We start from the raw sequence: 22,274 nt of genomic DNA on the forward strand, positions 1-22,274 counted from the left end.
CGCCACATCCCCGCGCACGCCCCCGGTGCCGCACCGGGAGCCGAGCCGAAGCCGGCGCGCCTCGGCGGACCGCTCGCGGTGCTGTTCTGGTGCTGCTGCGGCATCACCGCGCTGCCGCTCGCGGGCCTGTTCACGCTGGTCGCGGAATTCGGCATCGCGGGGGCCAGGTCCGCGCTGTTCGATTCCTTCGCCGGCCCCGGCCTGCAACAGCAGGTGCTGCGGTTCGGCCTGGTGCCGCAGATCCTGCTGTTCGCCTGGGCGGCGTCGGTGGTGGTGCTGACGGTGGCGAAGGCGCGCATCGCCCTTAGCCTGTTGCCGTGGATGCTGGTCGCGGTGGTGGCCGCCTCGGCCTACGGCCAGTTCGCCATCCGCGACGCCATCTCGCCCGATGGTGCCGACCTCGGCGCCTTCGCGGCGCTCATGCCGGGCCTGCTGGCCCAGGCGGTGGGAGCGGCCACCTTCTTCGGCTATTTCCGCGAGGGCCGGCGGCCGCAGGCCTATTACATCAAAGGTTAGAACTCAGGCCCCGCGCGGGCTGTGGGGCGGGACCTCCTCGTCCTGCTCCGGCCGCGCGCGACGGCGCCGGGCGGGTTCGGCCGCGGCACGGGCGGCAAGGCCCGAGGCCCAGCCGGACGCCGCGTGCAACGCCGCCCGCGCCGCGTGACGCGAGGCGGACGTGGCCGCCGCCACACCCCGCCGGGGCCGCGCGGGGGGCGCCGGAACGGCGGCCGGGGCCGGCGAGGGCATGGGCGGATGCGTGTGCGCGTCCGCGACATCCTGGTCCGGGATCAAGTCCGGCGCCGAAACCTCGGCATCCGGTGCGGCCGATGCCGCGATCTTGTCCATATGCAGCCGTGCCGCCAGCCGCACATGCCAATAGCCGGCGAAGCGCGCTACCCGGCCGGCCCAGCCGGACATAGGCGGCGCCGCGAACGGCTGGAGCAAGGCGATGCGGTCGTCCTTCTCGGCGATGGCGCCGCAGATGAGGCGGCCGGCGAGGAAGCCGTGGCTCAGCGCATCGCCGGCGGACGCGAGCGCATACCACACGCCCCGCTCCCCTTCGTGCACCAGCGGCATGCCGGCCGGTTCCGGCAGCAGGCGGCCGGCGGCCCCATCGGCAAGGCTCGACCCCACCGGATAGAGTTCGGCGGCATGGCGGCGCAAGACCCGGGCCGCGCCCACCCGCGTCATCACCCGCGTGGCGGTGGCGGCGCCAAGGGTCAGGCGGCCGGCATCGAAATGATAGCGCAGGCCGGTGAGCCCGGTCTCCTCGACCATGCCCGCATAGGGCACGTCCACCCCCGGCAGGCGGAAGCCGCCGTAGACCCACGGCGCGCGCGGCAGCACCGCCACCTTCGGGCCGAGCCGGACGAAGGCCTCCGGCCCGGTGATCACCACCTGGAAGGCCCGGATGCGCCAGCGGACCGCCGTCAGATATTTCCTCAAGCCCTTAAGGTCGGCCGCCAGCGGCCCCTCCACCGGGAGCGTGCGCACGCCCGCCGCCAGGACCTCGGCCTCCAGCGCCACCTTCAGGGTCGCGGGGGAAACACGCTCCGCCGGAACCACGCCGAGGCCGGCGGTGAAGGTGGAGGTGCCGAGCAGCGCGGCGAGATCCTGCGCGCCCACCAGCACGGTGGTATCGGGCGCAAGCTCCTGCCTCAGCTCATGTTCGCGAATGAGGGCCTCGGCCGCATGGGGGCGCGCCACCGAAAGCCGCCCGCGCGGCCCCACCGCCACGCCGGCCTTGTGGGCGAAGGCCAGCGCCCGCTCGGTCGCCTGGGCGGAAAGGATCAGAAGCTCCTGCGCATCGTGGCGCCCCACGCGATCCACCAGCGCGGGCGTGGCCATGGCGAAGCCGGGGGCCAGAATACCGTCGAGAGGCAGCGGCCGCGTGCCGCCGAAGGTGAGCAGGATGACCTCACGCCCCCGCCGCGCCAGATCAATGGCGATGGCAAGCCCCGCCACGTCGTCCCCGACGACGCAGATGTCGCAGTCATAGGTGCGCTTCAGCGCCGCGTCCGACCGCTCCCGGTCGGTAACATCCTGCGCCGCCGCGCGGGACGGGGCCGTATCGATCATGAAGACTGTCCGCTGAGCACCGGCTCATGCTGATGCCTTCCGCTTGAGAAACCGTTTATTTGCGGCGCTCTCGTGACATTTTGCGCGGGATGCCGGCGCTGGTATCGGGCGGGGCGTGACGCTCAAGCGCGGGCATTCTGGTTGCACTGCACACATTCCCTACGTCATAAGAAGCGGCATTTCGTTGATTGGTTTGGAAGCTCATGCGCCGTCTCATACTGCTGCGCCACGCCAAGTCCGACTGGCCGGACGGCATCGCCGACCCCGAGCGCCCGCTGGCGGTGCGGGGCCGCACGGCGGCGCCGCGCATCGGCGCCTATATCGCCCATGAGCAGTTGGTGGCCGACCGCGTGCTGGTCTCCCCGGCCCGCCGCACCCGTGAGACCTGGGACCTGGTGGCCGCCCAGTTACCGCCGGTGAAGGTGGTGGCCAGCGAGCCGCGCGTGTACGACGCCTCCGCCGCGCGGCTCCTGTCCGTGGTGCGCGAGCAGCCCAGGGAAGCCCACAGCCTCATGCTGGTGGGCCACAATCCGGGCCTCGGCGACCTTGCCGCGCTGCTTGTATCGACGGGGGCGGCTTCCCATCTGTCGAAAATGGCCGAGAAATTCCCCACCGGCGCCCTCGCCGTCATCGATCTTCCGGTGGATGAGTGGTGCGATGTCGTGCCCGCATCCGCGCGGCTCGATCGCTTCGTCACCCCGCGCGAGCTGTCTGGAAACGACTAGGCATGGCGCGCGTCACTGACGCCATGACCGGGGCGCGGACTGCGCTCAAAACCTTGGGTCACCGCGTGGAAGGCCTGGCCCAGCCCGCCCTGAGCCTGAGCGTTACCGACGCCATGGACGAGGCGCGGATCGCCCTTCGGACCCTGGCCGACCGGGTGGAGGGCATCGCCCATCCCACCCTGCGCCTCGGCGTCACCGGCCTGTCGCGGGCCGGCAAGACCATCTTCACCACCGCCCTCATCCATGCGCTGACCCGCGGCGGGCGCCTGCCGGTGTTCGAGGCGCTCCAGTCCGGCCGCATCGCCCGCGCCGAGCTGCAGCCGCAGCCGGACGACGCCGTGCCGCGCTTCGCCTATGAGGACCATCTGAAGGCGCTGGGCGAGGCGCGGCAATGGCCCTCCTCCACCACGCGGGTCAGCGAATTGCGGCTGTCCATCCGCTACGCAACGGCGCGCGGCAGCCTGCGCACCCTCACCCTGGATCTCGTGGACTATCCCGGCGAGTGGCTGCTCGACCTGCCGCTGCTCGACATGAGCTATGCCGACTTCTCCCGCCAGAGCCTCGCTTTGGCCCGCGCCCCGGCCCGCTCGGACGTGGCGGCGCCCTGGCTCGCGGCGGTGGCGGCCGCCCCGGTGGACGGGCCGCAGGATGAGACCCGCGCGCGGGAAGTCGCGGCGCTGTTCACCCAATACCTCTCCGCCTGCCGCAGCGAAAAGCTGGCCATGAGCCTCTTGCCGCCGGGCCGCTTCCTCATGCCCGGCGACCTTGAAGGCTCTCCGGCCCTCACCTTCGCCCCCCTCGACGTGGGCGCCAAGGCGCCGAAGGCGGGCAGCCTCGGGGCCATGATGGAGCGGCGCTTCGAGGCCTACAAGAATGCCGTGGTGCGGCCGTTCTTCCGCACCCATTTCGCCCGGCTTGACCGGCAGATCGTGCTGGTGGACACGCTGGCCGCGCTCAATGCCGGGCCGGCGGCGCTGGCGGATCTGGAACGGGCGCTGGACGGCATTCTCGCCGCCTTCCGCACCGGGCGAAACAGCCTGGTCAGCACCCTGTTCCGGCCGCGCATCGAGAAGGTGCTGTTCGCCGCCACCAAGGCCGACCACCTGCACCGCTCCAGCCATGACCGGCTGGAAGCAATCCTCGCCCGCCTCGTGGAGCGCGCCCGTGCCCGGGCGCAGGACCACGGCGCGGCGCTGGACGTGGTGGCGCTGGCCGCCATCCGTGCCACCCAGGAAGCGCGGGTGCGGCGCGACGGGCATGAACTCGACGCCATCGTCGGCACGCCGGAAGCGGGACAGGAGGCGGGCGGCCACCGCTTCGACGGCACGGAAGACATGGCGGTTTTCCCCGGCGACCTGCCGGAGGATCCCGATGCGCTGTTCGATCCTTCGGGGGCCGGCTTTCGCGGGCTCGCCACCGGTATCGACGGGGACGCGGACTTCCGCTTCCTGCGCTTCCGCCCGCCGGCGGGGATAGGCGACGGCCCGATCCCGCACATCCGCCTTGACCGGGCGCTGCACTTCCTGCTGGGCGACCGGCTGGCGTGAGGCGTTTGGGGGCCCCCGCGCCAGCCCGACGGCGGCGGCGCGAGGCGGCCCTCAGAGCATCGGGACGGGCGTGCTCAGAACTTCGCGGAAGCCCAGCGCACCATCTGCACCAGCACTTGTTCCTGCGCTGAATCGAGGGCGGCGGTTGCAGCCGGACCCGCCGTGGACGCGGCGGGTACCGCCGCCTTGAACACCTGCGCCGCGAGGATGCGCCCGCTCTGGGTGCCGATGAGCTTGGCCGACAGCTCCACCACCGCCACCGGCCCCTGGTCGGTGATGCGCAGGGCGAAGGTGCGGATGTCGATGACCAGCTGGTAGTCCGCATTCACCCCGTCGCCGGGGCGGGCGACGCGGCGCAGCTTGCTCGCATTCTCGAAGGCCTGGATGGTCCGCGCCTGGAGCAGCGCCGGCAGATTGTCGCTCCACTGGGCGTCGGAGAGATAGGCCACCTGGCCCGGCCCCGGCTCCACCATCACCTTGTCGGTGTTGAGCACGGCAAGCGCGGTGGGCGCCACCACCACCATCTGCCCGTTGCCGCTGCCGCCTGCCGTGAAGCCGCTGGGGGCGGAGAGGTTGTAGGTGGGGGTCGGCGTGGAGCCGCATCCCGCCAGCGCGAGGGCGAGGGACGCGCCGAACAGGAGGGCGGCGAGCCGCGGAACGACGGGAGCGAGGGAGGCGAGACGGCGAGCGATACGCTTCCTGCGAACGAAGGTCATGGTCGGCTCATCGCCCGTATTTCGGAATGGAATTGCCGCCGCCGAAGATGAACTGCTGCGGGTTGCGCTCGATGTTCCGGAGCACGCGGTCGATCTCGTTGAGGGTGCGGCGGCCATCGGTGGCCAGCGCCTCATACTGCTTCAGGCCCGGCCCGGTGAAGCGGCTGACCTGCTCGGTGAGCAGCGCCGTGCGCTGGTCCAGGTTGTCGGCGAGCCGGCGCACCGAGGTGGCGGCGTCGGTGGCCTGCACCAGCAGGCCGTCCTTGTCCTCGGTGGCCTTCTGCAGGTTCACCACCACCTTCTCGACCTTCTCGGCGACGCCGTTGAGCTGCTTGACCAGTGCGTTCGACTGCTCGATCAGGCTCGCCACATCCTCGGACTTCGAGGCCACAGCCTTCGAAAACGTATCGATGTTGGAGATGATGTTCTTGATGTCCTGCGGATTGATGGCGTCCAGCACCACCTCGATCTTCTTGGCCACGCCCTGGGCCGAGGCAAGGAGCCCGGCCATGCCCGCGCCGCCGTCGGCGGTGATGCGCGGAACGCCGTTCGGCCCCAGCGGCAGGGGCGGGGCGCCGGGACGGCCGCCGCGGATTGAGACCACGACGATGCCGGTCAGGCCCTGGGATTCGAGACCGGCCTCGGCATCCGACAGCACCGGCACGTCGTTGTTGATGGCAACCCGCGCCAGCACCTGACCCGGCTGGCCCGGCACCAGGCCGAGGCCGGTGACCTGGCCCACGGGGATGCCGTTGAAGAGCACGTTGTTGCCCTGGCGCAGGCCCGCCACCGAGCCGTCGAAGAGGACCTCGTAAGCCTTGCGCGCGGTGGAATCCTGCGGTCCGGCGAACCAGTACACAAAGCCGAACGCCGCGGCGAGAACCACGAGCGTGAAGGCTCCGATAATGGTGTAGTTGGCCCGTGTTTCCATACCTGATCCCGGCTCCGTTCCGACCTCGCCCCCGCTGTCCGGTCCGCTCCCTTACGTGTGTCTCATCGGCGCGCAGCCTGCACCGCCCGCGCCCGCGTGCCATGGAAATAGGCCCGCAGCCAAGGGTGCTGCTCGGCCATCATGTCCTCGATGGTGCCCTGCGCGATCACCTTGCCATCCGCCAGCGCGGCGATGCGATCGCACACGGTATGCAGACTGTCGAGATCGTGGGTTACCATGAAAACCGTAAGCCCCAAAGTCTGTTGCAACGTCCGGATAAGCTCGTCGAACTCGCCGGCGCCGATGGGATCGAGGCCGGAGGTGGGCTCATCCAGAAACAGGATTTCCGGGTCGAGGGCCAGCGAGCGGGCGAGCGCGGCGCGCTTGATCATGCCGCCGGACAGCTCCGACGGCAGCTTCTCGGCCACGTCGCACTTCAGGCCCACCATCTCGATCTTGGTATAGGCGATCTCGTCCAGCAGGCGCTGGGACAGCTGCAGATTCTCCCGCAGCGGAAACTGGATATTCTGCTTCACCGTAAGCGAGGAGAACAGCGCGCCCTGCTGGAACAGCACGCCCCAGCGCCGCTCCAGCGCCGAGCGTTCCCGCTCGGAGAGGTCGTCCAGGTTCTGGCCGAACACCTCCACGGTCCCGGACTGCTTGGGCACCAGGCCCAGGATGGTGCGGGTGAGCACCGACTTGCCCCCGCCCGAGGTGCCGACGAAGCCCAGGATCTCGCCGCGATACACGTCGAGGTCGAGATGGTTGAGAATCACCCGGTCACCAAAGCCCACCACGATGTCGTGGACGCTGATGATGGCTTCCCGATGGTTGGTCGCCTCGGCGGTGGTGGAGGTGCGCGCGTCCATGCCGCCTCACATGTCGATCGCGGCGAAGAACATGGCGAAGACGCCGTCCATCACGATGACGAGGAAGATGGCCTTCACCACCGACGCGGTGGTGTGCGCGCCGAGCGACTCGGCGCTGCCCCCCACCCGCAGGCCTTCGAGGCACGCCACGATGCCGATGGTGGCGGCCATGAAGGGCGCCTTGATCATGCCCACGTTGAACTGGTCCATGTCGATGGCGCCCTTGAGGCGGTCCAGGAACACGTCGGGCGTGATGCCGCCATAGCCCCACGAGACCAGCCCGGCCCCCAGCAGGGACGACATGGAGCCGATGAAGGTGAGCAGCGGCAAGGCGATGATGAGCGCCAGCAGGCGCGGCACCACCAGAACTTCCACCGGGTCGAACCCCATGACCCGCAGGGCGTCGACCTCCTCGCGCATGCGCATGGACCCGAGTTCGGCGGTGTAGGCGCTGCCGGAGCGGCCGGCGATCATGATGGCGACGATGAGCACACCCAGCTCGCGCAGCACCAGCACGCCCACCATGTCCACCACATAGATATCGGCACCGAAGCGGCGGAAATTGAAGATGCCCTGCTGGGCCAGGATGCAGCCGATGAGGAAGGTGATCAGGATGATGATCGGCACCGCCCGCAGGCCGACCCGGTCGAGCTGGTTCACCATGGCGGTGAAGCGGAAGCTGCGCGGACGCAACAGCACCCGCCCCATGGCGGCCACCGACGCCCCGACGAAATTCAGCAGCGCCCCGGCATCGGCGGCGACATTCACCGTCTCGTGGCCGAACCGCTCCAGGATCGCCTCGTGCCGGCGGGCCGGAGGGGGCTGCTCCTGCCCCATGCGGCCCATTTCCTCGATGAGCACCTTGTAGCGCGGGGCCAGCCCCTTCACCTGCGGCTCGACACCGGTGCCCTTCCACGACCGCTTCAGCCGCTCGAACAGCAGCGCGCCGAAGGTGTCCATGCGCTCGACGGCGGACAGGTCGATCTCGACGCCCTTGGGATGGGCGTAGGTGTGGGCGGTGTCGTCCACCGCCTGTTCCAGCTCGTCGGCATATTCGGACGTCCATGCGCCGCGCCCGGCCACGGTGAGCCGGTCGTCCTGGCTATGCACGGAAATCAGGGAGGCGTGGGGCAACGCTTGGTCTCCATGGGGGCGCCGCGAAACGGCGCGGCGCCGGCCTGTCCTTCTCGCCGGAGGCCGCGGGCGATCCGGCCCGGTCTGACCGAGCCGATGCCCCAACTTCCGACCGCCTGTCGCCCCGCATATGGGTGATGCGTGTCCGCAGGAACGCGCACTCACCCATTCAACTCTTATCAGCTTCGCCTGCTGCGATGCGACACGCAGCCGACACTGCGCCCGTGGAGGCACATCCCGGCGACCCCACGAACGATGGATTAAGCCATACAGACAACAGGCCCTTACGTCGAGATCACCAGGGACACACCCCGGCAGCATCCGCTCCCGCACCCGCGAAGCGGACCGCGGAATCGGATATTAAGCTTAATCCATGGCCCAACTCGCCCTCAGCATCGAGCGATTCCCCATCGCCGGCACCTTCACCATCGCCCGCGGCTCCAAGACCGAGGCGGTGGTGGTGGAGGCGCACCTCACCCACAACGGCGCCACCGGGCGCGGAGAATGCGTGCCCTATGCGCGCTACGGCGAGACGGTGGAGGGCGTCGCCGCCGCCATCGCGGCCCTCGGCCCCGACATCGCGGCGGGCCTCGATCGCGAAGCCCTGCAATACCGCCTGCCGCCGGGCGCCGCCCGCAACGCCCTCGATTGCGCCTTCTGGGACCTCGAAGCCAAGCTCTCGGGCATGCGGGTTGCAGAGCGCGCCGGCCTTGGCGCGCTTCACCCGCTGACCACCGCCTACACCTTGAGCCTCGATACGCCCGAGGCCATGGCGCAGGCCGCCGCCGCCGCAACGGCGGCCGGGCGCCCGCTGCTCAAGCTCAAGCTTGGTGCTCCCGGCGACCGTGCCCGGCTCCACGCCATCCGCGCGGCGGCGCCCGAGGCCCGCCTGATCGTGGATGCCAACGAAGGCTGGAGCCCGGCCGATTTGCCGGTGCTGCTGGATGCCTGCGCTATCGCCGGCGTCGAGCTGGTGGAACAGCCCCTGCCCGCCGCGGCCGACCACAGGCTGGCGCGCATGGAACGCCCGGTGCCGGTGTGCGCCGACGAGAGCGTCCACGACCGCGCGGGCCTCGCCGCCCTGCGCGAGCGCTATGACGCCGTGAACATCAAGCTGGACAAGGCCGGCGGCTTCACCGAGGCGCTGGCGCTGGCCGAGGCCGCCGAGGGGCTCGGCTTCCGCGTGATGGTGGGCTGCATGCTGGCCTCCTCCCTCGCCATGGCCCCTGCCCTGCTGGTGGCGCAGCGGGCGCAGGTGGTGGACCTCGACGGCCCGCTGCTGCTCGCCCGCGACCGCACGCCGGGGCTGAGATATGAGGGCGCCCTGGTCTATCCGCCGGAGCCGGAGCTGTGGGGCTGAAGCCGCGCCGCCACCAGCGCGGCCAGCGCCCCCGCCAGCCCGATGGCGCTGGAGACGAAGAAAGCCAGCGGCCCGAAGGCCGCCCACAGCGGGCCTGAGGCCACATTCGCCGACGACATCAGGATGCTGCCGATCCAGGCGGCGGCGGTCTGGCCGGTGCCGGAGCGGTGCTCGCTGACGCTGCGGCTCACCAGTTCCACCATGGCCAGGAAGGTGGCGGCGAAGGTGAAGGCGTGCAGCATCTGCAGCGGCACCAGCACGGCCAGCGGGGGGTCGAACGCCATGGCCGCGAAGCGCACCACCGCCGCCATCCCGCCCACGGCGATGAGCGCATGGGCCCCGAAGCGGACCACGAGGCGGGTGCCGAAGCGGAACAGCGCCATTTCCGCCGCCACGCCCACCGCCCACAGCACGCCGATGGTGGCGAGCGAATAGCCCTGCGCCTTCCAGCTCACCGACGCGAAGGCATAGAGGGTGGCGTGGCTCGCCTGCACCAGCGCCGCCGCCACGATGCCGGCGAGAACACCCAGTCGCGCCCGCCGCCCGGTGACCGGCGCGGGCCGGGGCTCCGGACGCGGCAGTTCCGGCAGGGCGAGGGTGGCGAGCACATAGGCGAGTTGCCCCGCCAGCATCATCAGCACCACGGAGCCGGCGCCCAGCATGCCGAGCAGCGCCCCGCCCACCAGATTGGCGACAAGGAAGGAGGCGGAGCCCCATTGCCGGGCCTTGCCATAGTCCGCCCGCCCCGCCCGCGCCTGCCGGGAGGCGTAGGAATCCAGCAGCGACAGGCTCGGCATCCAGGCCAGCGCGGTGCAGGCGAGGGTGACGAGAATGGCGAGGAAATCCACGCTGAGGGCGAGCACCGCCATGCCGCATGCCGCCGCCAGCGCCAGGGCCACCAGCATGGCCTTGGGGCGGCCAAACCGGTCGGAGAGCACGCCGAGCAGCGGCGTCGAGACGAGGCGCGCCAGCATGGGCACGGCCAGGGCCACGCCGATGGCTTCCGGCCCAAGGCCCCGGTCCTGCAGCCACAAGGGCAGGTAGGGCACCTGAATGCCCAGGGCGAGGAAGAAGGCGGCATAGGCGCCGCCAAGGCGCAGCCCCAGGGCCGGAGCTACACCCGGAGCCGGAGGCCGACCCGGCCGGCCGTCGCCCTCCCCCACCTGACGCGCCACCACCGGGCTCAGGCGGTGAGGCAGCGGATGAAGGTCTCGGGCTCCACATTGCCGCCGGAGAGCACGATGGCCACCGTGCCGCCGGAGACGCCGAGCCGGCCTTCCAGCAGGCAGGCCAGCGCCACCGCGCCGCCGGGCTCCACCACCAGCTTCAGCTCCAGGAAGGCGAAGGCCACCGCCCGCGCCACCTCGGCGTCGGTGACGGAGGCACCCTCGCCCACCAGCGGGCGGGTGATCTCGAAGGTCAGCGCGCCGGGGGTCGGCGCCAGCAGGGCGTCGCAGAACGAGCCCGAGGGCTCAGGATTGCGCTCGCGCACGCCGGAGCGGAACGAACGGGCATGGTCGTCGAAGCCGGCGGGCTCGCAGGCCACCACCCGGGCACCGGGCGCCCGCGCCTTCACCGCCAGGGCGATGCCGGCCACGAGGCCGCCGCCGGAGACGTTCGCCGCCACAAGATCGGGCACAAGGCCGAGCGCGGCGAGATCCTGCACGATCTCGAGGCCCACCGTGCCCTGCCCGGCGATGATGTGCGGATCGTCATAGGGCGGCACCAGGGTCGCGCCGCGCGCCTGCGCGATGGCACGGGCGATGGCGTCGCGGTCCTCGGTGCGGCGGTCATAGCCCACCACCTCGGCCCCCAGCGCCCGGGTGCGGTCGCGCTTCAGGGCCGGTGCGTCGCGGGGCATGACGATCACCGCCGGCATGCCCAGCAGCCTCGCGGAGGCAGCCACCCCCTGCGCGTGGTTGCCGGACGAGCAGGCGACCACGCCGGCGGGCCGGTCCGCCTCGGGGATCTGTACCATGCGGTTGTAGGCGCCGCGGAACTTGAAGGAGCCGGTGCGCTGGAGCGTCTCCGGCTTCAGGAACACGCGCGCGCCGGTGCGCTCGCTGAGGATCGGGGAAAAGACCAGCGGCGTGCGCACGGCGACGCCGGCGATCCGGCGGGCGGCGGCCTCCACGTCATCGGCGGAAGGAATCGGGACGGAACCGGGGATGGGTTGGGCGCTCATGCCCCGGACGCTATCCGACGCCGGCGGCGAAGGCGATAGCGGCGGGCGATGGGCCCGATGTCGTGGGCGATGAGCACGTTGTCGATGAACTGGCGGGCGCTCTCGCGCCACGTGTAGCGCAGCGCGAAGCGCCGCGCCGCCGCCGGCGACAGTTCCAGCGCCTTCAGGCAGGCGGTCCGCAGGTCGTTGTCGAGGATGCCCACCGGTTCGGTGGCATCCGCCAGCACGTCGGTGGGGCCGGTGACGGGATAGGCGGCCACCGGCAGGCCGCTCGCCAGCGCTTCCAGCAGCACGATGCCGAAGGTGTCGGTGCGCGAGGGGAAGCAGAACACGTCGCAGGCGGCATAGACCTGCGCCAGATCCTCGCCCTCCTTCGGCCCGAGGAAATGGGCCGCGGGGAACCGCTCCTTCAGGCTGTTCAGCGCCGGGCCGCCGCCCACCACCACCTTGGAGCCCGGCAGGTCCAGCTCCAGAAACGCCTCGATGTTCTTCTCCACCGCCACCCGGCCGACGAACAGATAGACCGGGCGGGGCAGGTTCAGCGTCGCCTCCGGGCGGGGGCGGAACAGCTCCGCATCCACCCCGCGCGACCAGCGCATCAGCCGCTTGAAGCCCCGCGCCTCAAGGTCGCGCTCCAGCGTCGCGGTGGAGACCATGACGCCGCCGCCCGCATTGTGGAACGAGCGCAGCCAGGCATAGGTCAGCCGCTCCGGCACCGGGGCCCGGGCGGAGAGATATTCGGGAAACTTGGTATGATAGGAAGTGGTGAAGGTCCGCCGCGAGGCGATGCAGGCCCGCCGCACCAGGATGCCGATGGGGCCTTCCGTTGCGATATGCACGAAATCCGGCTGCATGGCCTCGATCCGCCGCATGATCATGCGCGGCGTGGCCAGCGCCAGGCGGATCTCGTTGTAGCTGGGCATGGGAATGGACCGGAACCCCTGCGGGCTCAGGAATTCCAGTTCTGCACCGAGGGCGACCGCTTCATTTGCGGTGTACTCCAGGGAGCGCACCACACCATTGATCTGTGGATGCCACGCATCGGTGGCCACAAGAACCCGCATCAAGCCGCCGCGCGCGCCCCCTCGACCATGTCCTGCTGCTCCGCCGGGGCCTTCTGGAGGTTCCGCGTCCAGCAGATGATCTCCAGGTGGCCGTCCTCATATTCGGCGATGGCGGTGCAGCTTTCCACCCAGTCGCCGCAATTCACATAGCTGACGCCGAACTGGTCGTGAATGACGGCGTGGTGGATATGGCCGCAGATGACGCCGTCCACCCCGTGGCGCTTGGCCTCGTCGGCCACCGCCTCCTCGAACTTGCCGATGTAGTTGACGGCGTTCTTCACCTTGAGCTTGGCCCACTGGCTCAGGGACCAGTAGGTGAGGCCGAGCCGGCGACGCACCTTGTTCACGTAGGTGTTGGTGGTCAGCGCGGCGGAATAGGCCCAGTCGCCGAGAAAGGCGAGCCACTTGGCGTGGCGCACCACCACGTCGAACACGTCGCCGTGGATGACGAGGTAGCGCTTGCCGTCCGCCGCCTCGTGGATGGCGGTTTCCACCACCTCGATGCCGCCGAAATGGGTGCCGTAATAATCGCGCAGGAATTCATCGTGGTTGCCGGGCAGGTAGACCATGCGCGTGCCCTTGCGGCCCTTGCGCAGCAGCTTCTGCACCACGTCGTTGTGCTTCTGCGGCCAGTACCAGGAGGACTTCAGCCGCCAGCCGTCCACGATATCGCCCACCAGATAGATGGTGTCGGCGTCGTGATACTTCAGGAAGTCGATGAGGAGGTCCGCCTGGCACCCCTTGGTGCCCAGATGGACATCGGAAATGAAAAGGGCGCGGAAGCGGCGCGCTTGGGGACTGTCGCTCACGCAATCATCTCCCGCCTTGACCTGCCGCTAGGGAATTTCCCTTGGCGGACAGGCGACTTGCGACGGCCTTTCGACGTCGAAGTCTCTACAGCTGACCTTGCGCCGTCAAAGCGCAGCCCGGACTTAGCCGGAGTCGTGTTTCCCTTTTATGACGCCTGCGCGAAAAACGGAAGCACCAACGCTCATCGTTGCGTCATGATCAGAAAAACAGCAGTAATACGCTGGCCGCTACAGAGGCGGCTAAAAGTCCATTGACGCGGCGGCGCAGCTTTTCATCGGACAGCAGCTGCGACAACGCGACGCCGAACACCGCCCAAAGCGCCAGGGATGGCAGCGCCGTCGCCGAGAATACCAGCGCCACGGCCAGAACCTGCGGCAGGACATCTCGCGCAGGGTCGACGAAAGTCGGAATGACGCTGAGGGCCACCGTCCACGCCTTCGGATTGACCCACTGGAAGGCCGCGGTCCCGAGGAAGGAGGGCGCCGACTCAGTCCCATCCTCCCCGGCGTTCGGCGCATCGGCATGCAGCAGGCTCCAGGCAAGATAGAGCAGATAGGCGGCACCGGCGAGCTTGAGCGCCAGATGCAAGGCCGGCACCGCCACGAACACGCCGCCGAGCCCCATGCCGATGGCGATGACCAGCAGCGGAAACCCCGCCGCCACCCCCAGCATCTGCGGCACGGTCCGGCGGAAGCCGAAGCGCGAGCCCGACGCCGCGGCAATCAGATTGTTGGGGCCCGGCGTCACGCTGGCCGCAAACGAGAACAGGACGAGGGGCAGGATCTGGTCGGTCATCGGCAGGTTCGGGGCATGGCATGCATTTTCTTGGAGCCCCACCATTGACCAATGCCCGCGTCCGCGCCAGCGTGCGCGCCCGGCGAGCGACCGCGCGCCGCACGCGCTTGACATTCAATGATACCACTAGGGAGTTCGACCGATGAAGCTGGTCCGCTTCGGGGACAAAGGGCAGGAAAAGCCGGGTCTAATCGATTCAACCGGCAAGGTGCGCGACCTGTCCCCAGTCATCCCCGACCTCGCCGGCGAGGCGCTCTCGCCTGCCAGCCTGAACAAGATCGCGGCGGTCGATCCGGCCTCCCTGCCGCTGGCCCCCGAGGGCGTGCGGCTCGGCTCCTGCGTGGCACGGCCCGGCAATTTCATCGCCGTGGGCCTCAATTTCGCGGACCACGCGGCCGAGACCAACAACCCCATCCCCGAGGAGCCGGTGCTGTTCAACAAGGCACCGAACTGCGTGGTCGGCCCCGATGACGACGTGATGATCCCCAAGGGCTCGCTGAAGCTCGACTGGGAGGTGGAGCTGGCCTTCGTCATCGGCACCCGCGCCCGCTATGTGGAAGAGAAGGACGCCCTCGCCCACGTGGCCGGCTATTTCATCTGCAACGACGTGTCCGAGCGCCATTTCCAGATCGAGCGCTCCGGCCAGTGGGCCAAGGGCAAGGGCTGCGAGACCTTCGGCCCGCTCGGCCCCTGGCTCGTGACCACGGACGAGCTGACCGATACCTCGGACCTTGCCATGTGGCTGGAGGTGAACGGCGAGAAGGTGCAGAACGGCTCCACCAGAACCATGATCTTCCGGATTCCGTTCCTGGTGCACTACATCAGCCAGTTCATGGTGCTGGAGCCCGGCGACGTGATCACCACGGGCACCCCGCCCGGCGTCGGCCTCGGCTTCAAGCCGCCGCGCTTCCTGAAGGCCGGCGACGTGATGCGCGTGGGCATCGCCGGCCTCGGCGAGCAGCAGCAGACCGTGGTGCCGTTCAAGCTGTGAGGCCTGTCCTGCGGCAGCGGTCTTTGGCCGCTGCCGCAGGGACTCCGCTCATGGGCCCGTCCATCAGCCTTCCCTCACTGCAGCGTGGTGTGGGCCAGCCAGGTCTTCACCGCGTCGAGGGCATCGCCGCGCTTGCCGGTGCGGTGATGGGCTTCCTGGAAGACCGCCAACTGCACGTCGGCGCTGGTGCCCGCCTCGGCGATGGTGCGCACGTGCAGGAGGGCGTCGAGGCAGCCCAGCGCCTCCGCGTCCTCTCCCACCAGATGGACGAGGCCGTCCACCGCATCGCGCACCGAAACCGCGCGGCGCTGGGCCAGATCCACGAACGAGCCGTGGATGCCGTAGCGCTGGGCGCGCCACTTGTTCTCGTCGGCGATGGCCCGGTCCACCGTGCCCACATCCTTGTTGTGGTGGCGGTTGCGCACCAGGAAGCGCACCAGGGCGCGATACAGCGCCGCGATCGCCACCGTGTCCTCGATGCGGGTGCAGCTGTCGGGCGCGCGCAGCTCCAGCGTGGGCAGCTGGCGCGACGGGCGGATCGCCCACCACACATAGCTCGAATCGGTGATCGCCCGCGCCTCCACCATGGCATCCACATAGCGCTCGTAGGCGGCGGCGTTCTCGAACATCTCGGGCAGGCCGGTGCGCGGCAGCTCGTCATAGGCCGCCAGCCGGTAGCCCATGAGCCCGGTCTGCTTCGCCCCCCAGAACGGGGATGAGGTGGACAGGGCGATGAAATGGGGAATGTAGGGCACCATGCGGCGCATCACGTCCACCCGCTCGTCGGGGTCGGGCAGTTCCACATGCACGTGCAGGCCGCACACCATGTTGCGCTCGCCCAGCATCTTCAGGTCGTTCATGACGCCGTCGTAGCGGTTGGCCTTGGTGGCGCGCACGCCGTCCCAGGTGGCGGTGGGATGGGTGCCGGCGGCGATGAGCCCCAGCCCATGCTCCGCCGCCACGTCCGCCACGGTGCGGCGCAACCCCTTCAACTGGTCGAGGGCGCTGCCCGCCCCGGTGGAGGGCCGGGTCGCAAGTTCCAGCTGGGACTGGAGCATCTCCACCGAAACGCTGTCGCCCAGAATGTCCTTCAGCTCGTCGAAAAAGCCTGACGGCATGCGCCTTTGGACCGCCTTCGTCTCTGCGTTCACGACGAAGAACTCTTCTTCGATGCCGAAGCTGTAATCGTACGACACGCAAGCCTCCCGCAGAAAATGCCAAAAAATATGCGCCAATAACGCCCGACCAACGGCCAAGTTCCGGACAGACTGACGCCGAATCCGACAAAAATGCGGCACCACGATGATGGCTTGTAAGATCTACTCTTTCGATATTTTAGCAAAATGCGACATGCTACGAATCACTTGTTTGAAAGTGTTTCAGGATTCGCTGAAATTCTTATGGGTGGGACGGGAACAAAACCGCCGTTCGCGCGTTTCTGGCGTTCTGACCAACGGCCCCGGTCCTTGACCGGCGCCGAGTGGGTTGCGCTCAGCCGCCCCGCGCCGCTCCCACCAGGGCGAGGGCAGCCACCGCCGCCGTATCCGCCCGCAGGATGCGCGGGCCGAGGGACAGTGTCACCGCGCGCGGGGCGATAAGGGCGCGCTCGTCCGGGCTGAAGCCGCCTTCCGGCCCGATCAGCACGCTCACCGGCCCCTCGGGTGCCGTGCGCAGGGCGTGAATGGGATCATGGTCGGCGGCGGCTTCGTCGCAGAAGACGAGCACCCGCTCGGGGGGCAGCGCCTCCAGCCACTGGGCCAGCGGGCGCGGCTCGGCGACGCGCGGCAGGCTGAGGAGGCCGCATTGCTCCGCCGCTTCCACCGCATTGGCCGCCATGCGCTCCAGGTTGATGCGCGACACCTGGGTGTAGCGGGTGATGACGGGCGAGAGCACGCCGGCGCCCATCTCCACCGCCTTCTGCACCATGTAATCGAGGCGGGCGTGCTTCAGGGGCGCGAAGGCGTATTCCAGCGTCGGCGCCACCGGCTGGGGGCGAACCTTGGTCGTCACCTCCAGGCGCACCTCGCGCTTGCCGCCAGCGACGCGGGTGGCCCGCCACTCCCCGTCGCGCCCGTTGAACAGCAGCAGATCCTGTCCCACGGCGAGCCGGATCACGTTCGCAACGTAATGGGCCTGCTCGGGTGCGAGCAGAACGGCGGCGTCGGGGCCAAGCGCGGCGTCCACGCAAAGGCGCTGCGCACGGAAATCATGATCGGGCATGGGATGGTGCTCCTCCGGTCCGGGAGGGACACCACGAGACGCCGGTATTTGGCAAGTTCCACCGCGACCAGACGGATAAGCCGTGCCTGGTCCAACCCGGAGGCGCGATGCCGTCGGGAACAGGCGAGGTCCCAAGAAGACCCCGCCTGCCGCCCCCCAACCGAACGGGTGAGGGTGCTTGCCCTGACCGGCACAACCCTTGATGGCTGAAGCGTGGCCGGCCTTCATCCCCCAAATGCGGGATGAGGTATCACTGCACGTGCGATAGGGGCCCTTGGCCGGGCCGCGTCGCCGGCCTTACTTCTTGCTGCCGTCGGCGTTGAACTGGGCGAGGAAGGCGATGAGGTCCTTGCGCTCGTCCTCGTTCTTGATGCCGGCGAAGGCCATCTTGCCCTTGGGGGCGAGCGCCTTGGGGTTGGTGACGTAGGCGTCGAGGGTGGCCTCGTCCCACACCTTGCCGGCGGCACCGCCGTCCTTGATGTCGGCGGAATAGGCATAGCCGTCGAAATGCGCCCACTTGGCGCCGACGATGCCGTTGAGCGGCGGGCCCACCTTCGCCTTGGCGTCGGGGCCGACGGCGTGGCACGCCATGCACTTCTTGAAGGCGATCTCGCCCTTTGCCACATCGGGATCCGCAAGGGCCGAGCCGGTCGCGGCGAGCACGAGAACCGAAGCCAGAATGAGACGCATGAAGCTTTCCTCTCTCAACTGTCGCGACCGGTCATGTTCTTCACATACTCGAATATACGAAAAACACCCGCATCGCCCAAACCCTTGCTGCAGCGCACAAAACTCCTCCATTGGAGGCAGCGCCGCGCCTCCTTAGCATGACTCCAGCAAACCCACCGATGCGACCTTGAGACCGAGCGGGAGACCACGTGACCATCATCGTGAAGATCGGCGGCAGCCTGACGCGGGGCGCCGCGCCGCGCCGCCTGCTGGCGCGCCTTGCCGCTGGACAGGGGCTGGTGGTGGTCCCCGGCGGCGGAGCGCTGGCCGACCAGGTCCGCGCCGTTCAGCCGCAGTTGGGCCTGTCCGATGCCGCCGCCCACCGCATGGCCCTGCTCGCCATGGAGCAGATGGCCCATGCCATGCTGGACCTCGAACCCCGCCTGCAGCCCGCCCGCACCCCCGCCGAGCTGGCGGCGGCAGCGATGCGGGGCGCCGCCCTGTGGTTCCCGGCCGCCATGACGCTGGGCCACGCCGACATTCCCGAAAGCTGGGACATAACGTCTGACAGCCTGGCCCTGTGGCTCGCGGCCGAGATGGGGGCGGAACGGCTGGTGCTGGTGAAGGCGCCGGGCGCGCCAGTTCTCGCCCCCTCCGGCGCCCGCGCCGCCGACATGGCGGCCTGGACTGCGACCGGACTGGTGGATGCGGCCTTTGCGACCATGGCGGTCCGGTTTACAGGCGATATTCTCGCCGTCCCCGCCGACGATGGGGACCGGCTCGACGCCGCCCTGCGCACCAAGGCGGGCACAGCCGCAATAAACGAGGAAACCAGGGAAGGCCCGCGCCTGTCATGACCGCCAAAGCGCCCCGCGCGAAAACGCCCCGCTGGGCCTGGGCCCTCACCGGCTCCGGGCACTATTTCACGGAGAGCATCGAGATCATCCGCGCGCTCCAGGACGTGGACCTGTTCATCTCGGACGCGGCCGACGAAGTGCTGCGCATGTACAAGCAGGACAAGGAGCCGCTGCCGGAACAGACCCAGGTGTTCCGCGACAACAGCGCCTCCTCCGCCTCCATCGGCCGCTTCTATCACGGCGAGTACCACACCCTGGTGGTGTCGCCCGCCTCGTCCAACACGGTGGCGAAGGCGGTGCATGGCATCTCCGACACCCTCGTCACCAATTGCTTCGCCCAGGCCGGCAAGTGCCGGGTGCCTTGCATCGTCTTCGCCTGCGACAGCATGCCGGAGATGATCACCATGGCCCCCGAAGGCCCGGTGCCGGTCTATCCGCGCCGCATCGACCTGGAAAACACGCGCCTGCTCAAGGAGTTCGATGCCACCGTGGTGGCCGAGACGCTGGACGAGCTGCGCGCCGCCATCGCCCGCCGCCGGGCGGAACTCGCCCAGCTCTTCCCCGCGCCGGCGGCCTGAGATGGCCGAGCGCGTCGCCCTCGTCACCGGGTCGCTGGCCGAGCCGCGCATCCGCCGCATCGCACAGGAGATCGCGGATGACGCCCTCGACCCGGTGGTGGTGAATGTGGGCGTGAAGGTCGCCGCCCTGATGACGGCGGAGATCGTGGAACGGCGCCTGAAGCTGCCGGAGCGCATCGACCGCGTGCTCATGCCCGGCCGCTTCCGCGGCGACCTCGACCGCCTCGCCACCCGCTTCGGCCTGCCCTTCGCGCGCGGGCCGGAGGAGGCAGCGGATATCCCCGCCTATTTCGGCAGGGGCCGGGGCGGCGCCGTAAACCTCGACCGGCAGGACGTGCTGCTGTTCGCCGAGATCGTGGACGCCACCCGCTTGTCCATCGACGAACTTCTCACCCGCGCCCGCTTCCTGAAGGACGAGGGCGCGGACGTGATCGACCTCGGCGCCCTGCCCGACAATCCCTTCCCCCATCTGGAAGAGGCCATCGCCGCACTGAAGGCGGACGGCTTCAGGGTGAGCGTGGACAGCTTCGACCCGCAGGAGCTGGCACGCGGCACCCGCGCCGGGGCCGATTATCTCCTCAGCCTCAACGAGCACACCCTTGCCATCGCCGAGGAAGGCCCCGCCGTGCCGGTTCTGGTGCCGGCGCAGGCGGGGGACCTTGCCTCCCTCATCCGGGCGATCGAGATATGCGAGGCCAAAGGCCGGCCGTTCCTCGCCGATCCCATCCTCGATCCCATCCATCTGGGCTTCACCGCCTCGCTGCTGCGCTACGCCGAGCTGCGGCGGCTGAAGCCGGACATCCCCATCCTCATGGGCATCGGCAATGTCACCGAGCTGACCGATGCCGACACCACCGGCATGAACGCCTTGCTCATGGGCATCATCTCCGAGCTTCGCCTGAACGCGGTGCTGGCGGTGCAGGTGAGCCCCCATTGCCGCACCGCCATCCGCGAGTTCGACCGGGCGCGGCGGGAATTCTTCGCCGCGCGGGAGGCCGGCGCCCTGCCCCAGGGCTTCGGCGGCGGCCTCATGGCCCTGCGCGACCGGCGCCCCTTCACCACCACGCCCGAGGAGGTGGATCGCCTCGCCGGCACGGTGGCCGACCGCAACTTCCGCATCGAGGTGACGGAACAGGGCATCCACGCCTACAACCGCGACGGCCACCACGTGGCGCGCGACCCGTTCGACCTCTTCCCCCATCTCAAGGTGGAGGACGACGGCGCCCACGCCTTCTATCTCGGCGTGGAGACGGCGCGGGCCGAGATCGCCCTGAAGCTGGGCAAGCGCTACGCCCAGGACGAGCCGCTGAAATGGGGCGTGGCGGGCGAGACCGGCAGCAGCGCCGAGGACGCCCACCGGTTGACTTTCAAGGAAGCGGGCTCGACCCTTTCCGCAAAGAAGAAAGGCGACGCCACGTGATCCGGGAGACCATCGTCAGCACCCAATCGGCTGCGGGAGAGCCCCATGTGGCGCCCATGGGCGCGACCCTCGTGGAGGGCGGCTACCTGCTCCAGCCGTTCCGGCCGTCGCGGACCCTGGACAACATGGCGGCCCATGGGGTGGCGGTGGTGAATTTCACCGACGATGCCCGCGTGTTTGCCGGCTGCATCACCGGCCGGCACCGGTCCTGGCCCACCGTCCCCGCCACACGGCTCGACGGCGCGGTGCGCCTCGACCGGTGCCTCGCCCATGACGAGGTGGAAGTGACGCGGATGGAGGACGACCCCACCCGCCCGCGCTTCTTCTGCCGCATCGTCCACCGCGAGCAGCATGCCCCCTTCCTCGGCCTCAACCGGGCGGTGGCGGCGGTGCTGGAAGGCGCGGTGCTGGTCTCGCGCCTGCACATGATGGACCCCGAGCGGGTGGACCGGGAGATGAACTATCTCTCCATCGCCATCGAGAAGACCGCCGGCCCCGCCGAGCGCGAGGCCTGGGACTGGCTGTGCGAGACCATCGCCGACCATCGCGCGCGGGTGGCGTCATGACCGTGCATGTGACCCTGCCCGCGGCAACGCGCCCGGGCCTGCTCGCCTCCGTGGCCACGCTCGCCGAGATGGAGGTCGCGCTTGGCGCCGGCGCCGACATCGTCGACCTGAAGAACCCGGCTGAAGGGGCACTGGGCGCCTGGGCGGAGGCGCCGCTGCGGGCCGCCGTCGCCCGCTGGCGCGCGACGGGCTGCCTCACCGGCCTCAGCGCCACCGTGGGCGACCAGCCCCTTGATGCGGCCACCATCCTCGCCGCCGCCCGGCGCACCGCCGCCACCGGCGTGCCGCTGGTGAAGATCGGCTTTTCCCTGCCCGCCGACGGTGCCGGGGCGGCGCTGGCCCCGGTCCTCGAAGCCCTGCGGCCGCTGGCGCGGGAGACACGCCTCATCGCCGTGCTGTTCGCCGACCAGCATCCGGACCTCGCCACCCTTCCCCGCTTCGCCGAGGCCGGCTTCCACGGGGTGATGCTGGATACGGCGGACAAGGCGGCCGGCGGCCTTCTCGCCCATCTGGGGGTGGAACGCCTCGCCGGCTTCGTGGCAGAGGCCAAGGCGGCCGGCCTGCTCACCGGCCTTGCGGGCTCGCTGAAGCTTGAGGACATCGCGCCTCTGGCGGCGCTTCAGCCGCACTATCTCGGCTTCCGCGGCGCCCTGTGCGCCACCGGGCGTACCAGCACCCTCGATCCGGCGCGGCTCGCTCGGGTGCGCGACGAACTGAAGGGGCGGGTGGCGGCTTAAGCGTCGCCCACGGCCAAAGGT

General features: G+C 69.7%; 23 protein-coding genes. 10 read left to right on the top strand and 13 right to left on the bottom strand.

Annotation, left to right across the window (positions count from 1 at the left end):
* On the top strand, positions 1-516 hold a 516-nt coding region (locus tag K9U41_RS02930; RefSeq protein ID WP_282639372.1), incomplete at its 5' end, for a hypothetical protein.
* A 3-nt stretch (positions 517-519) separates the two neighbouring features.
* On the opposite strand, the gene K9U41_RS02935 is transcribed toward K9U41_RS02930, so the two are convergent.
* The gene (locus tag K9U41_RS02935) at positions 520-2,079 is read right to left on the bottom strand and encodes an FAD-dependent oxidoreductase (RefSeq protein ID WP_282639373.1); all 1,560 of its coding nucleotides are present in this window, start codon (positions 2,077-2,079) and stop codon (positions 520-522) included.
* 203 nt (positions 2,080-2,282) lie between these two features.
* Between K9U41_RS02935 and K9U41_RS02940 the strand changes: the two genes are divergently transcribed.
* Together K9U41_RS02940 and K9U41_RS02945 are read left to right on the top strand one after the other, a co-directional pair.
* Entirely contained in the window at positions 2,283-2,804 is a 522-nt protein-coding gene (locus K9U41_RS02940) for a SixA phosphatase family protein (RefSeq protein ID WP_282639374.1), read from the top strand.
* Between the two features lie 113 nt (positions 2,805-2,917).
* Entirely contained in the window at positions 2,918-4,351 is a 1,434-nt protein-coding gene (locus tag K9U41_RS02945) for a YcjX family protein (RefSeq protein WP_432715719.1), read from the top strand.
* Positions 4,352-4,425: 74 nt separating this feature from the next.
* Here the strand turns inward: K9U41_RS02945 and K9U41_RS02950 are convergent, their stop codons facing one another.
* The 4 genes from K9U41_RS02950 to K9U41_RS02965 all read right to left on the bottom strand — a co-directional run bounded on the left by K9U41_RS02950 (position 4,426) and on the right by K9U41_RS02965 (position 8,001).
* Positions 4,426-5,067, bottom strand: a complete 642-nt coding sequence (locus K9U41_RS02950; RefSeq protein ID WP_282639375.1) for an ABC-type transport auxiliary lipoprotein family protein — start codon at positions 5,065-5,067, stop codon at positions 4,426-4,428.
* Between the two features lie 7 nt (positions 5,068-5,074).
* Positions 5,075-5,998 (bottom strand): MlaD family protein, encoded by a 924-nt coding sequence (locus K9U41_RS02955; protein ID WP_282639376.1) that lies wholly within the window; start codon positions 5,996-5,998, stop codon positions 5,075-5,077.
* Positions 5,999-6,060: 62 nt separating this feature from the next.
* A complete protein-coding gene (locus K9U41_RS02960; RefSeq protein WP_282639377.1) occupies positions 6,061-6,867 on the bottom strand; it encodes an ABC transporter ATP-binding protein in 807 nt (268 codons plus the stop codon).
* Between the two features lie 6 nt (positions 6,868-6,873).
* On the bottom strand, positions 6,874-8,001 hold the full coding sequence (locus K9U41_RS02965; RefSeq protein ID WP_432715718.1) for an MlaE family lipid ABC transporter permease subunit: 1,128 nt from the start codon (positions 7,999-8,001) through the stop codon (positions 6,874-6,876).
* A gap of 373 nt (positions 8,002-8,374) precedes the next feature.
* Here K9U41_RS02965 and dgcA point away from each other — a divergent pair, with 373 nt between their 5' ends.
* The gene (gene dgcA / locus K9U41_RS02970) at positions 8,375-9,361 is read left to right on the top strand and encodes an N-acetyl-D-Glu racemase DgcA (RefSeq protein ID WP_282639378.1); all 987 of its coding nucleotides are present in this window, start codon (positions 8,375-8,377) and stop codon (positions 9,359-9,361) included.
* On the opposite strand, the gene K9U41_RS02975 is transcribed toward dgcA, so the two are convergent.
* From K9U41_RS02975 to K9U41_RS02995, 5 genes are all read right to left on the bottom strand, one after another.
* Positions 9,331-10,536 (bottom strand): MFS transporter, encoded by a 1,206-nt coding sequence (locus tag K9U41_RS02975; RefSeq protein WP_282639379.1) that lies wholly within the window; start codon positions 10,534-10,536, stop codon positions 9,331-9,333. The genes dgcA and K9U41_RS02975 overlap by 31 nt on opposite strands.
* 8 nt (positions 10,537-10,544) lie before the next feature.
* Entirely contained in the window at positions 10,545-11,546 is a 1,002-nt protein-coding gene (locus K9U41_RS02980) for a threonine ammonia-lyase (RefSeq protein WP_282639380.1), read from the bottom strand.
* Positions 11,543-12,610, bottom strand: a complete 1,068-nt coding sequence (locus K9U41_RS02985; protein ID WP_282639381.1) for a glycosyltransferase family 4 protein — start codon at positions 12,608-12,610, stop codon at positions 11,543-11,545. The genes K9U41_RS02980 and K9U41_RS02985 overlap by 4 nt, the downstream gene beginning before the upstream one ends.
* Positions 12,610-13,419, bottom strand: coding sequence for a UDP-2,3-diacylglucosamine diphosphatase (locus K9U41_RS02990; protein ID WP_282639382.1), 810 nt, complete (start codon positions 13,417-13,419; stop codon positions 12,610-12,612). Before K9U41_RS02990 ends, K9U41_RS02985 begins: the two co-directional genes overlap by 1 nt.
* Before the next feature lie 199 nt (positions 13,420-13,618).
* Positions 13,619-14,215 carry a LysE family translocator gene (locus K9U41_RS02995; RefSeq protein WP_282639383.1) on the bottom strand — a complete coding sequence of 199 codons (597 nt, stop codon included), beginning with the start codon at positions 14,213-14,215 and terminating at the stop codon, positions 13,619-13,621.
* A 142-nt stretch (positions 14,216-14,357) separates the two neighbouring features.
* Between K9U41_RS02995 and K9U41_RS03000 the strand changes: the two genes are divergently transcribed.
* Complete coding sequence (locus K9U41_RS03000) at positions 14,358-15,206, top strand: fumarylacetoacetate hydrolase family protein (RefSeq protein WP_282639384.1); 849 nt, start codon at positions 14,358-14,360, stop codon at positions 15,204-15,206.
* A gap of 74 nt (positions 15,207-15,280) precedes the next feature.
* Here the strand turns inward: K9U41_RS03000 and K9U41_RS03005 are convergent, their stop codons facing one another.
* From K9U41_RS03005 to K9U41_RS03015, 3 genes are all read right to left on the bottom strand, one after another.
* Entirely contained in the window at positions 15,281-16,402 is a 1,122-nt protein-coding gene (locus K9U41_RS03005) for a carboxylate-amine ligase (RefSeq protein ID WP_282639385.1), read from the bottom strand.
* Between the two features lie 295 nt (positions 16,403-16,697).
* The gene (locus tag K9U41_RS03010) at positions 16,698-17,426 is read right to left on the bottom strand and encodes a 16S rRNA (uracil(1498)-N(3))-methyltransferase (protein ID WP_282639386.1); all 729 of its coding nucleotides are present in this window, start codon (positions 17,424-17,426) and stop codon (positions 16,698-16,700) included.
* A 297-nt stretch (positions 17,427-17,723) separates the two neighbouring features.
* The gene (locus K9U41_RS03015) at positions 17,724-18,116 is read right to left on the bottom strand and encodes a c-type cytochrome (RefSeq protein ID WP_282639387.1); all 393 of its coding nucleotides are present in this window, start codon (positions 18,114-18,116) and stop codon (positions 17,724-17,726) included.
* Positions 18,117-18,304: 188 nt separating this feature from the next.
* On the opposite strand from K9U41_RS03015, the gene K9U41_RS03020 reads away from it, so the two are divergent.
* Genes K9U41_RS03020 through K9U41_RS03040 form a run of 5 tightly spaced genes read left to right on the top strand, consistent with a single transcriptional unit; the run spans position 18,305 to position 22,253 of the window.
* Complete coding sequence (locus K9U41_RS03020) at positions 18,305-18,952, top strand: aspartate kinase (protein ID WP_282639388.1); 648 nt, start codon at positions 18,305-18,307, stop codon at positions 18,950-18,952.
* Entirely contained in the window at positions 18,949-19,530 is a 582-nt protein-coding gene (locus tag K9U41_RS03025; RefSeq protein WP_282639389.1) for a flavoprotein, read from the top strand. Before K9U41_RS03020 ends, K9U41_RS03025 begins: the two co-directional genes overlap by 4 nt.
* A gap of 1 nt (position 19,531) precedes the next feature.
* Positions 19,532-20,950, top strand: a complete 1,419-nt coding sequence (locus K9U41_RS03030) for a DUF6513 domain-containing protein (RefSeq protein ID WP_282639390.1) — start codon at positions 19,532-19,534, stop codon at positions 20,948-20,950.
* Entirely contained in the window at positions 20,947-21,516 is a 570-nt protein-coding gene (locus tag K9U41_RS03035; RefSeq protein ID WP_282639391.1) for a DUF447 domain-containing protein, read from the top strand. The genes K9U41_RS03030 and K9U41_RS03035 overlap by 4 nt, the downstream gene beginning before the upstream one ends.
* Positions 21,513-22,253 (top strand): (5-formylfuran-3-yl)methyl phosphate synthase, encoded by a 741-nt coding sequence (locus K9U41_RS03040; protein ID WP_282639392.1) that lies wholly within the window; start codon positions 21,513-21,515, stop codon positions 22,251-22,253. Before K9U41_RS03035 ends, K9U41_RS03040 begins: the two co-directional genes overlap by 4 nt.
* The last annotated feature ends 21 nt before the right edge of the window (positions 22,254-22,274 follow it).

It is taken from the genome of Xanthobacter autotrophicus (assembly GCF_029991245.1).
Taxonomy (GTDB): domain Bacteria; phylum Pseudomonadota; class Alphaproteobacteria; order Rhizobiales; family Xanthobacteraceae; genus Xanthobacter; species Xanthobacter autotrophicus_C.